Source organism: Streptomyces achromogenes, from assembly GCF_030816715.1.
Classification (GTDB): Bacteria; Actinomycetota; Actinomycetes; order Streptomycetales; family Streptomycetaceae; genus Streptomyces; species Streptomyces achromogenes_A.
In genome coordinates this window covers 7308785-7320346 of the sequence record NZ_JAUSYH010000001.1, presented here as the reverse complement: position 1 = coordinate 7320346, position 11562 = coordinate 7308785, and the positions used below count along the sequence as shown (strand labels likewise).

The following is an 11562-nucleotide window of genomic DNA, read 5'->3' as shown; positions in this document are numbered from 1 at the left end:
GCAGGTGTCTCCCCGACCCGCCACCGGGAGTTAAGCCCGGCGCACAGCGCAGGGCGGACGGATGTGAGCGAACGGCGGAGCAGGGCGTGAGCGGACGGCGGACGGGAGCGCAAGCGGACGCCGGACGGAAGCGGGGGCGGGCGCCCAAGCGGATGGGTGAGTGGTGGGGCGGCGGTGTTCGCGCGGGCGGCGGGCCCGGGTCGGAGGGCATGGTCGCGGCCGAGGAGCGGGGGCGTGGCGTCCGTTTCCGGTACCGACCCTTTGCCCGCCACTAATGGCATGCCCGCGTCAGATCTGTCACGCTTCCGGCAACCGTCGCGCACCGCCCCCCGGCACACCCACGCCGCCGGGGACAGCCACCGAGCAGGCCGGAAACCCGGCCGTCGCAAAGGAGCAACGCGTGAGACCCACCCCCCGCAAGGCGCTCGCCGCAGGCGCCCTCGCCCTCGCCGCACTGGCGGCCGTCTCGCTCCCCGCCGCACCCCCGGCAGCCGCCGCACCGGACGGGGCCGCACCCGCGGGCGCCTTCGCCGACGGCGCGGCCTCGGCGGCCGCCGTCTGCACACCGGCCCAGGCCGTCGTCAACGGCGGCTTCGAGAGCGGCGCGTCCTCGTGGACCCAGTCCTCGACCAGCGTGATCACCAGCCGTACCGGGCAGACCGCCCACGGCGGCACCGCCTTCGCCTGGCTGGGCGGGGTCGGCAGCACGCACACCGACACCCTCGCGCAGAGCGTCGTCATCCCCTCCGGGTGCGCCTCCGCCACGCTGACGTTCTGGCTGCACGTCGACACGACCGAGACGACCTCGTCCACGGCGTACGACAAGCTGACCGCCAAGATCGGCACGACGACCCTGGCCACGTACTCCAACCTCGACAAGAACACCGGCTACGTCCAGAAGTCGTTCGACGTGTCGGCCTTCGCCGGGCAGACGGTGAGTCTCTCGTTCACCGGAACCGAGGACTCCAGCCTTCGGTCGAGTTTCGTCCTGGACGACATCGCGCTCGCCACCTCCGGCGACACCACACCGCCCGCCGACTCCGTCCGCACCCCGGCGGCCCCGTCGTACACCGTCAGCCTGACCAGCGACGCCGCCGGCACGGTGTGGACCGGACACGAGAGCGCGACCTTCACGAACGCCTCCGCGACCGCGCTCACCGAGGTGTACCTGCGGCTCTGGGACAACTACCACGGCACGTGCGCCGCGATGCCGATCACGGTCGGCAACGTCACCGGCGGCACCGCGGGCGCCCTCTCGGTCGGCTGCACGGCCCTCCAGATCACGCTGGCCGCACCCCTGGCCCAGGGGCAGAGCGCCACGATCGGCTTCGACCTCGGCATCACGGTGCCCAGCGGTGCCGACCGGTTCGGCCACGACGGGGCGTTCAGCTTCATCGGCAACGCGCTGCCCGTGCTGGCGGTGAAGGACGGGGCGGGCTGGCATCTGGACCCGTACACGAACAACGGCGAGTCGTTCTACTCCCTGGCCGCCGACTTCAGGGTGACCCTCGACCACCCGACGACGCTGCTCGTGCCGGCCAGCGGCACCTCCGTCGACACGGCGGGATCCAGCGGTCGCACCATCACCACGGCGACCGCCTCCCGGGTACGGGACTTCGCCTGGGCGGCCGGCCCGTTCAGCAAGATCTCCGGCACCTCGGCCGCCGGCACCCCGATCAACGTCTACTCCGTCTCCGGCATCAGCTCCGCCAACGCCCAGTCGATGCTCACCACCGCGAAGACCGCGGTGGACGCCCACTCCTCCCGCTTCGGCGCCTACCCCTACGGCGAGTTGGACGCCGTCATCGACAACAGCTTCTGGTTCGGCGGCATGGAGTACCCCGGCTTCGTCCTCGACCTGGTCAGCACCACGGCGCTGACCCACGAGATCGGCCACCAGTGGTGGTACGGGATCGTCGGCGACGACGAGTACACCAGCCCGTGGCTGGACGAGTCGTTCACCGACTACGCCACCGACCTGGCGCTGGGCAAGACCGGCAGCGGCTGCTGGAGCAGCGTGTCCTGGGCCTCGTCGGCGGAGAAGATCACCAACTCGATGGCCTACTGGGACGCCCACTCCTCGCGGTACTCCACCGTCGTCTACGGCTACGGCAAGTGCGCGCTGCACGACCTTCGGCGGCTCGTCGGCGACACCGCGATGGCCACGTTGCTGAAGGGCTACGCCGCTTCGCACTGGTACGGCGTCTCGACCACGGCCGAGTTCAAGGCGGCCGCCCAGGCCGCCACGACGACCGACCTGACGTCGTTCTGGACCACGCACCGCATCGACGGCTGAGTCGGCGGCCGGTACCGGCGGCCGGACTCGTACGGGCCCACGTGTGGCCGGTCGGGAGTCGGGCGCGCCGGGGTCCACGATCTGCGGAACGTGCGCCGCCCCCCGCCGCGCCGCGTGGCGGGGGGCGGGGCGGGGGCGGCACGGAGGCGGGGCGGGGGCGCGGCGTCAGCCGACCCGGGCGGCGAAGGCGGCGTACGCCCGCTCGTCGTAGAGCACGAACCTCACCTCGGCCACGGCTGTGCGCGCCGCCCGTACCGTCTCCACGGCGATACGGGCGGCGTCGTCCATGGGCCAGCCGTAGATGCCCGCGGAGACCGCCGGGAAGGCCACCGTGCGGGCGCCCAGCTCGTCCGCGACCCGCAGCGACTCCCGGTAGCAGGAGGCCAGCAGGTTCGAGCGGTCCTCGGTGTCGCTGTACACGGGGCCCACGGTGTGGATCACCCAGCGCGCGTCCAGTTCGCCCGCCGTGGTGGCGACCGCCTGGCCGGTGGGCAGGCCTTTGCCGTAGTGCGAGGCGCGCAGGCGGCGGCAGTCGGCGAGGATCTCGGGGCCGCCGCGGCGGTGGACGGCGCCGTCGACGCCGCCCCCGCCGAGCAGCGAGGAGTTGGCCGCGTTGACGACGGCGTCCACGGACTGCCGGGTGATGTCGCCCTGGACGAGCGTGATCGTGGTCATGCCGGTGTATATACCAACGCGGGCGGCCGTCCGCTCACCCGTTCTGCCGCAGCCTCCGCCAGACGGCCTTGGCCGCGTTGTGGCCCGACATGCCGTGCACGCCCGGGCCGGGCGGGGTGGCCGAGGAGCACAGGAAGACGGCCGGGTGCGGGGTGGCGTACGGGAACGCCGTCAGCTTGGGGCGCAGCAGGATCTGGAGCCCGGAGACGGCTCCGGCGGCGATGTCCCCGCCGACGTAGTTGGCGTTGCGGGCGGCGAGTTCGGCGGGGCCGGCGGTGACCCGGGCCAGGACCCGGTCGCGGAATCCGGGGGCGAAGCGCTCCAGCTGGCGTTCCATGGCGTCGGTGAGGTCGCCGGTCCAGCCGTTGGGCACATGGCCGTACGCCCAGAACACGTGCTTGCCCTCCGGGGCGCGGCTCGGGTCGACGACGCCGGGCTGCACGGTGATCAGGAAGGGCCGGTCGGGCGCACGGCCCTCCCGGGAGGGCGCTCGCAGCGCGGCGCCGATCTCCGCGCTGTCCGCGCCGATCTGCACGGTGCCGGCCTTCCGGGCCTCCTCCGCGGTCCAGGGGACGGGACCGTCGAGCGCGTAGTCGATCTTGAAGACGCCGGGGCCGTACTTGTACCCCGCGTAGTAGTCGCCGAAGCCGGCGATGCGGCCGAGGGCGGTGGGCGAGGTGTCGAAGACGTAGGCGCGGGCCGGCGGCAGGTCGTCGAGGCGCTTGACCTCGTAGTCCGTGTGGACGCTGCCGCCGAGATCCTCGAGGTACGCGGCGAGGGCGTCGGAGAGGGACTGGGAGCCGCCGCGGACCACCGGCCAGCCGCGGGCGTGCGCGGAGAGGGCGAAGACCAGGCCGACGGCGCCGGTGGCGAAACCGCTCAACGGGGCCATGACATGGGCGACGAGGCCGGCGAAGAGGGTCTTGGCCCGCTCGTCGTGGAAGCGGCGGGTGAGCCAGCTGGACGGGGGCAGGCCGACCAGGCCGAACCGGGCCAGGGTGAGCGGGTCGCGCGGGAGGGCGGTCAGCGGCAGCGACATGAAATCGCGGACCAGGGCGTCCCACTTGGGCAGGAAGGGCTCGACCAGGCGGCGGTAGGGGCCCGCGTCGCGCGCTCCGAAGGAGGCGGCCGTCTCCGCGACGGACCGCGACAGCACGGCGGCGCTGCCGTCGAGGAAGGGGTGGGCCATGGGCAGCTCGGGGTGCAGCCACTCCAGTCCGTAGCGCTCCAGGGGCAGGGCGCGGAAGGCGGGCGAGTTGATGCCGAGCGGGTGGGCGGCGGAGCACGGGTCGTGGCGGAAGCCCGGCAGGGTGAGCTCCTCGGTGCGGGCGCCCCCGCCCACGGTGTCCCGCGCCTCGAAGAGCGCCACGGAGAAGCCGCGCCTGGCCAGCTCCACCGCCGCGGTCAGCCCGTTGGGCCCCGCTCCCACCACGACCGCATCGAGCATCGACGGCACTTCGACCCCTTCGTCAACCGGTGGCCTCCGACATCGGTGGCCCCCGCAATCAGGATATGCCGGGGGTGATACGAGACCTGCGGCGCGGGGGCTCGAAACCGGCCGGAACGAAAGGCGCACGCCTGCGCGCGGAGCTGCCTGCGGCCGGGCAGGCCCGCGTCAGACGGGCCCGCCGGCGACCGCCGACCGCCCGGCCACCGCGCGACGCGGCCGGGACGCTGACGCAGAACTGCACGCCGCGCCGCCCGCCGCCCGGGAACCGCGTAAACCTGCCGGGCCGCCGGGCAGGGCGGTACCCCGCCGGCGCGAGGACGCCGAGCCGCCCGTGAACCGCGTAAGAGGTCGTTTTCTCCCGTTGTTTCATCCCGGAATCTGCTGTTTGGTCTGCGGTTCCGGGTCGCGCCAGGAGATGGTGTTCTCGCTGGTGAGGCGGCGGGCCATGAGGTCGGTCATGGCGATGTGGATCATGGCTTCGGATCGGTGCGGGTGGGTTTCGTAGTCGCGGGCCAGTCGGCGGTGGAGCATGAGCCAGCCGTAGGTCCGCTCGACCACCCACCGCTTCGAGATCGGGACGAACCCCTTGGTGCCGGGCTTGCGTTGAGTGATTTCCATGTCGATGCCGAGGGTGGCTGCGTGCTCGACGAGGTGCTGGCGGTAGCCGCCGTCGACCCACGCTTTGCGGATGCTGGGATGTGCGGCGGCGACCTGGTCCAGGAGCTGGGTGCCGGCGATGGAGTCCTGCACGCTTGCCGCGGTGACCAGCACGGCGAGCACAAGGCCGATGGTGTCGGTGACGATGCTCCGTTTCCGTCCGACGATCTTCTTGCCGGCATCGATGCCCTGGCTGGTGGCGAGCACGCTGGTGGAGGTTTTCACGCTCTGCGCGTCGATCACGCAGGCCGACGGTTCGGCCTCCCGGCCTTCCTTCTGTCGTAAGAGTTGCCTGAGCAGGCCGTTGAGCTGGGCGAATACGCCTTCCTGCTGCCACCTGGCGAAGTAGCCGTAGACCGTGTTCCAGTGCGGGAAGTCGTGCGGGAGGTAGCGCCACTGGACGCCGGTGCGGTCCACATACAAGATCGCGTCCATGATGTCGCGCAGGTCGTGTTCCGGCGGCCGGCCGAAGTCCAGGGCCCTGCCGCGGCGCTCGAAGCGCCAGGCCGCCAGGACCGGCTCGACCAACTCCCAGCGGGCATCGGACAGATCACTTGGATAAGGACGTCGGCTTGGCATGCCTCCGGCGTACCGCCGCTCAACGAGTGCGCCCAGGCGCACAGCAATGACGACGGAAGCACGCAGCCTGGGAAGCCGGGCATCCTGGGATGAGACAGGAACAAGCAGCACTCCGCCCCAACAGCCACACCTCAGGACTCATCGACCCCAGCCACACCGGCTGCCTCCTTCGCATCGCATCCTCACCCATCGGGAATCCGTCTATAAACAGGCAAGACAGATGAAAACGACCTCTAAGTACCTGTTTTTGAAGTCTCCCGGTGGAGTTCGCCCGGCGCGGATTCGAATAGGCACCCGTCGAGTTGGGTACTTGATGGCTTCTGTAGCCTGCCGTCAGCTGTGTGTCGGGGGGAGCTGGCGTGGTGAACATCCTGTCCGTGGCCATCGGGGCTGGTTTCGGCCTCATAGGGGCCGTGTTCGGGTCCTGGTTCACTGCGCGCCGACAGGACCGCATGTGGCTGCGCGAACAGAAGCTGAAAGCCGGAGTCGGCTTCAACACCGCCGTGGTCCAGCTCATCGACTACCTTCGGGAAACACGGCTGAGTGACGACGGCACCGGAGCTAACGAACTGGCGGGCCGGATGCAGGAAGCCCGGTCAGCCCTCTACCTACTGTGCGCCGACGGCACCGTCGATCTCGCCGATGCTCTCGCGCGTCGGGTCTGGAGTTCCCGGCCCAGCGAGGGCAGGGACGACCGCAGGGCCGAGCACAGGGAAACGGAGGATCTGCTTCGCCGCTTCACCCATCAGCTCCGGCAAGAGATCGCCAGGACGTAGTCTCAGTTGGTTCTTCGGTGGGAGGACGGGTGCACATGACGATTGATGTTGAGACTCTTTGGATCTCGCCAGTGATGCCCCTCCCTCCACTTGATTGAGCGTCGAAGGAAGTGGAGGGTGGCGAGCATGCACGCGTATGGCTTGCCCTTGAAGGCGACAGGCTGAAGTGGACATGATCGCCTCATGAATCAACGCTCGGTGACCCTGGACAAGATCACTTTGGAGGATTGGCCGGCCATTCACTCGTGGGCGTGTCTGGCGGAGGCTTGTCGCTATCAGACGTGGGGGCCGAACACAGAGGACGAGACGCGGGACTTCGTGGAAGGCGCGGTCAAGGCCTGGTCGGACAGCCCCCAACGCCGGTTTTCCTATGTGGCCCGCCTCGGGCGGGATGTGGTGGGCATGGGGGAACTGCGTGTTCGTAGTGACATCCAGCGTCAGGCCGAGGTCTCCTATGTCGTGCATCCGCGAGTCTGGGGCCAGGGCATCGGGACAGAGATTGGGCAGCAGCTTCTTGCCTGTGGCTTCGGCGAGTTGGGGCTCCATCGGATCTATGGAACCTGTGACCCGCGGAATCTCGGCTCTGCCCGGGTGCTGGCCAAGCTCGGCATGACGTATGAGGGACGTCTGCGTCACACGCAGCTGATTCGCGACGGCTGGCGAGACTCCTTGATCTTCAGCCTCCTCGAAGAGGAATGGCGGCCCGCCGCGCAGAGCATCGCTCCGGACGAGTGACCTGCTCTGCCGAACGACTCGGCTGGCCCGCCGACCGGCAGTCGGCGGGCTCTGGGCATCGAGACCGTTCAACTGGCACTGCTCGTGGAGTGAACGCCGTCCTTGAGGACGATTGAGTTGTACCGAGTTTCGCGACGGTCCCGGGACACCTGGCCTCGGCGTGCTGGTTGCCCAGATGGATCCGTCGGGGTGGTGCGACAATGAGGCTGGTTTGGGGGCCCGGTGGCCTCTTGGTGGGGCTGCTGACCGTCAGTGCCGAGTGGATCAGTCCCGTTGGGCCTCGCGGGAGGCCGGCTGTCCGCTCCTGCGGGAGTTTCGGCGAGTGATGCGCCTGGTCATGAGGGTGATCGCGGCCCAGGTGATGAGCGATTCCGAGTGCTGGATGAGCCGTTCGTAGTCGCGCGCGTGTCGACGGGCGTGCATGACCCAGGCGTGTGAGCGTTCGACGACCCAGCGCCGGGGCAGGACGACGAACCCGGAGGCGTCCTTCGGGCGGCTGACGGTCTTGATCGTCAGGTTCAGGTAAGTCTTCGCCCAGGTCACGAGCTGTCCCGCATAGGCGGAGTCGGCCCAGACGATGGTGATCTCGGGGTGCATCAGCCGCAGCCGGAACAGCACTTCCTTGGCCGCGTTGCGGTCGGTCATGTCGGCCGGGGTGACCATGACGAACAGCGGCAGGCCCTTGGTGTCCACGACCAGGTGCCGCTTGCGGCCGTTGATTTTCTTGCCGGCGTCGTAGCCGCGGGAGTCCTTGCCGACGGTCTCGGCGGCCTTGATCGACTGGGAGTCGATGACGGTGGCGACCGCTCCGGGCGCCTTGCCCATCTCGCGGCGGATTCGTTTGCGGAGCTGGTCACGGATCTGCCCGATGACGCCGGCGGCCGCCCAGCGGGCCATGAACCCGTAACACGTGCGCCAGGGCGGGAAGTCCTTGGGCAGGGCCCGCCACTTGCAGCCGGTGTCGACCACGTATCGGATCGCGTCCACGATCTGCCGGCGGGGGTGCTTCTCCGGCCGGCCTCCCGCCTTCGTCTCGCAGGCCGGTGTCGGCAACAGCGGTTCGATCAGGGCCCATTCGTCGTCCCAGGTGTCGGAGGGGTAGCAGCGTCGCCGCGGCAACGGGTTTCCCTCCCTTCCAGGACGGGGCGGGACCGGCCGCAAAGCGGCTGGCCCCGCCGGTCAGGCGTCGATGTAGTCGGCGATCACGTCGAGGGTGGACTCGACCGAGCTGAGCTGGGTGTTCAGGTGCTTGATCCAGCGGCCCTTCGGTTGGAGGACGGCGTGTGGGGCGACGACGCCGGTGATGAACCGGCGGATCTCGGTGAGCTTCTCCCGGATGATCGCGACCTCGTACGCCTGGAGCTCGGCCGGGTCCGAGCAGAACTTGTAGCCGTCCGGACGGGTCCAGATCAGGGGCGGCCAGCCGCGTTCGGCGATGGTGTCCCGCAGGCAGGCCAGGCCCGAGCGGGTCTGGTGGGGCGACAGCTCGCTGGATCTGACCAGCTGGTGGAAGGTCAGACCGGCCGGCCGGGCCTCGAAGAGTACGAACCGGACGGTGTCGGCGTGTCGCTGGGCAGCGGGTGATCTGCGCTCGGAAGCGCGGGGCATCGTTTACTCGCCTTGCAGCAGGCGGGCCAGCTCGCCGTCGACGTCCACCTTGCCGGTGTCCACCGCGGTCTCGATCCAGTCCAGGGTCGCCCTCACACGAGCGACGTTCTCGTGAACGATCGTGCGTTCGTCGTCGCCGAGCTGACGGTCGCGCAGGCCCGGGACGACGCGGCCGGACGCCGCGACGAACGCGTGGCAGGCGGTGACCAGGTCCAGGAACTCCACCGACCGGTCGATGTCGCGGATCGCCGGGGCGACGGGACTGGTCTCCTCGAAGTGCTCGCGGGCCTGACGGCCCCGCTCGACCTGAGCGTGGTTGACCTGGTGGCGGGCCGTGTCGTCCGACATCGCCTTGAAGGCGACGTCCGGCCTGCGCAGCAGGCCGGTGGTCACCTCGGCGGCGACGTGCTCGTCACGGGTCAGTTCCTCGACGACCTTCACCTTGTCCGCCGTGGCGACGCGGGCGACGACCTCGGGCCGGCGCAGGAAGTCCGGGGCGACGGCGGCGGCGACCTTGTCCTCGCGGGTCAGTTCCTCCACCGCCCGGACCTTGTCCTCGTCCTTGACCTGCGCGACGACCGCCGGACGCCGCAGCAGGTCACCGGTGACGGTGGCGGCGACCTCCTCGTCCTGGGCGAGGGTGTGGATCGCACTGACCTTCTCCTGCGGGGTGACGGGCTTGACGACCTGCCGGCCGACCCTCCGGTTCGCCTCGTCCGGCGTCCAGCGGGACTTGCCCTCGGGCGGGTTGAGGATGGTGGCGAACCGTTCCTCGTCGTCGGCGATCGACGCCAGGATCTGGTGGACCGTGAACGACACTCCCGCCACCCGCCGGTCCTTCGGCCACTTCGACGCGGTCCACCGGGCCTTGTCCACCATCGCGTAGGACAGCCCGATGTCCTCGGCCAGGCGGAACAGTGACTCCTTGACCGTGAACAGCGAGTCGCTCCGCTCCTGGCCACCGGACTCGCGCATCGGCTCGACTTCGAGCGCGTAGTCGCCGACCGTGAACTGGATCCGGCTGGCGGTCTCCACCAACTTCCGCAGCTCGGCCACGATCTCCGCATACCGGTTCGCGCTGACGCTGCCGATCTTGTCGGCGTCGTTGATCTCTTCGGGCATGGCATTCACCACCCACCACGGGCCGGTGCACGGCCAAACGGCCGTGGCGAAACCCGGCTCGCTTCCCGACCGAGAGTCAGACCGGAAATACGACGATCACAACGGGCGACCGTAATTGACCAGGTTCTGACCGGAATTGGAATCCTGATGCGTTCGCGATGCGGTCACTGTGACCGTTCGCCGAACGTTTCCTTCCGAGCCCTCCAGGCCCTCGTGACGCACCGCCGCGAGCAGTAGACCGCGTTCGAACGGCGATCCACCCCGGCCACCCAGGTCGCCCCGCACTCGGGGCACTCGGCCTGGCCGGCACCGCTCAATTCCGCGGCCACCCGCTTGCGCAACCGGCGGTCCCGGCGCCACTGCCTGGCACGACATGCTGCCGAGCAGTACACGGCAGCGGGCCGTGCGTCCGACCGCAGCCGTTCACCGCAGCCCCGGCACATCCGTTCCTCGGCCTCCCCGGCGCCCTCGGACACTCAGTCAGCCTAGAGCCCAAAGCTACTCAAAACCGGGGATCGAAAACAGGCACTAAGAGGTCGTTTTCATCTGTCTTGCCTGTTTATAGACGGATTCCCGATGGGTGAGGATGCGATGCGAAGGAGGCAGCCGGTGTGGCTGGGGTCGATGAGTCCTGAGGTGTGGCTGTTGGGGCGGAGTGCTGCTTGTTCCTGTCTCATCCCAGGATGCCCGGCTTCCCAGGCTGCGTGCTTCCGTCGTCATTGCTGTGCGCCTGGGCGCACTCGTTGAGCGGCGGTACGCCGGAGGCATGCCAAGCCGACGTCCTTATCCAAGTGATCTGTCCGATGCCCGCTGGGAGTTGGTCGAGCCGGTCCTGGCGGCCTGGCGCTTCGAGCGCCGCGGCAGGGCCCTGGACTTCGGCCGGCCGCCGGAACACGACCTGCGCGACATCATGGACGCGATCTTGTATGTGGACCGCACCGGCGTCCAGTGGCGCTACCTCCCGCACGACTTCCCGCACTGGAACACGGTCTACGGCTACTTCGCCAGGTGGCAGCAGGAAGGCGTATTCGCCCAGCTCAACGGCCTGCTCAGGCAACTCTTACGACAGAAGGAAGGCCGGGAGGCCGAACCGTCGGCCTGCGTGATCGACGCGCAGAGCGTGAAAACCTCCACCAGCGTGCTCGCCACCAGCCAGGGCATCGATGCCGGCAAGAAGATCGTCGGACGGAAACGGAGCATCGTCACCGACACCATCGGCCTTGTGCTCGCCGTGCTGGTCACCGCGGCAAGCGTGCAGGACTCCATCGCCGGCACCCAGCTCCTGGACCAGGTCGCCGCCGCACATCCCAGCATCCGCAAAGCGTGGGTCGACGGCGGCTACCGCCAGCACCTCGTCGAGCACGCAGCCACCCTCGGCATCGACATGGAAATCACTCAACGCAAGCCCGGCACCAAGGGGTTCGTCCCGATCTCGAAGCGGTGGGTGGTCGAGCGGACCTACGGCTGGCTCATGCTCCACCGCCGACTGGCCCGCGACTACGAAACCCACCCGCACCGATCCGAAGCCATGATCCACATCGCCATGACCGACCTCATGGCCCGCCGCCTCACCAGCGAGAACACCATCTCCTGGCGCGACCCGGAACCGCAGACCAAACAGCAGATTCCGGGATGAAACAACGGGAGAAAACGACCTCTAAACC

General features: G+C 69.3%; 9 protein-coding genes and 1 pseudogene. 4 read left to right on the top strand and 6 right to left on the bottom strand.

Annotated features, from left to right (window positions below; genetic code table 11):
- Positions 1-400: 400 nt before the first annotated feature.
- The gene (locus QF032_RS32730; protein WP_307058856.1) at positions 401-2296 is read left to right on the top strand and encodes a M1 family aminopeptidase; all 1896 of its coding nucleotides are present in this window, start codon (positions 401-403) and stop codon (positions 2294-2296) included.
- A 165-nt stretch (positions 2297-2461) separates the two neighbouring features.
- Here QF032_RS32730 and QF032_RS32725 read toward each other — a convergent pair whose 3' ends face one another.
- From QF032_RS32725 to QF032_RS32715, 3 genes are all read right to left on the bottom strand, one after another.
- Positions 2462-2971 (bottom strand): O-acetyl-ADP-ribose deacetylase, encoded by a 510-nt coding sequence (locus tag QF032_RS32725; RefSeq protein ID WP_307058854.1) that lies wholly within the window; start codon positions 2969-2971, stop codon positions 2462-2464.
- A 34-nt stretch (positions 2972-3005) separates the two neighbouring features.
- The gene (locus tag QF032_RS32720; RefSeq protein WP_307047435.1) at positions 3006-4418 is read right to left on the bottom strand and encodes a phytoene desaturase family protein; all 1413 of its coding nucleotides are present in this window, start codon (positions 4416-4418) and stop codon (positions 3006-3008) included.
- A 369-nt stretch (positions 4419-4787) separates the two neighbouring features.
- On the bottom strand, positions 4788-5657 hold the full coding sequence (locus QF032_RS32715) for an IS5 family transposase (RefSeq protein ID WP_307038950.1): 870 nt from the start codon (positions 5655-5657) through the stop codon (positions 4788-4790).
- A gap of 359 nt (positions 5658-6016) precedes the next feature.
- Between QF032_RS32715 and QF032_RS32710 the strand changes: the two genes are divergently transcribed.
- Positions 6017-6433: a hypothetical protein gene (locus tag QF032_RS32710; RefSeq protein WP_307058853.1), complete on the top strand. Its 417-nt coding sequence runs from the start codon at positions 6017-6019 to the stop codon at positions 6431-6433.
- A 183-nt stretch (positions 6434-6616) separates the two neighbouring features.
- Positions 6617-7168 (top strand): GNAT family N-acetyltransferase, encoded by a 552-nt coding sequence (locus tag QF032_RS32705; RefSeq protein WP_307058852.1) that lies wholly within the window; start codon positions 6617-6619, stop codon positions 7166-7168.
- 307 nt (positions 7169-7475) lie between these two features.
- On the opposite strand, the pseudogene QF032_RS32700 reads toward QF032_RS32705, so the two are convergent.
- The 3 genes and pseudogenes from QF032_RS32700 to QF032_RS32690 all read right to left on the bottom strand — a co-directional run.
- A pseudogene (locus tag QF032_RS32700) lies at positions 7476-8287 on the bottom strand (IS5 family transposase); the annotation flags it as partial.
- A gap of 60 nt (positions 8288-8347) precedes the next feature.
- The gene (locus tag QF032_RS32695) at positions 8348-8776 is read right to left on the bottom strand and encodes a RacP protein (protein ID WP_307058849.1); all 429 of its coding nucleotides are present in this window, start codon (positions 8774-8776) and stop codon (positions 8348-8350) included.
- A gap of 3 nt (positions 8777-8779) precedes the next feature.
- The gene (locus QF032_RS32690) at positions 8780-9898 is read right to left on the bottom strand and encodes a DUF6192 family protein (RefSeq protein WP_307058847.1); all 1119 of its coding nucleotides are present in this window, start codon (positions 9896-9898) and stop codon (positions 8780-8782) included.
- A 766-nt stretch (positions 9899-10664) separates the two neighbouring features.
- Between QF032_RS32690 and QF032_RS32685 the strand changes: the two genes are divergently transcribed.
- Complete coding sequence (locus QF032_RS32685) at positions 10665-11534, top strand: IS5 family transposase (RefSeq protein ID WP_307038950.1); 870 nt, start codon at positions 10665-10667, stop codon at positions 11532-11534.
- Positions 11535-11562: the final 28 nt, after the last annotated feature.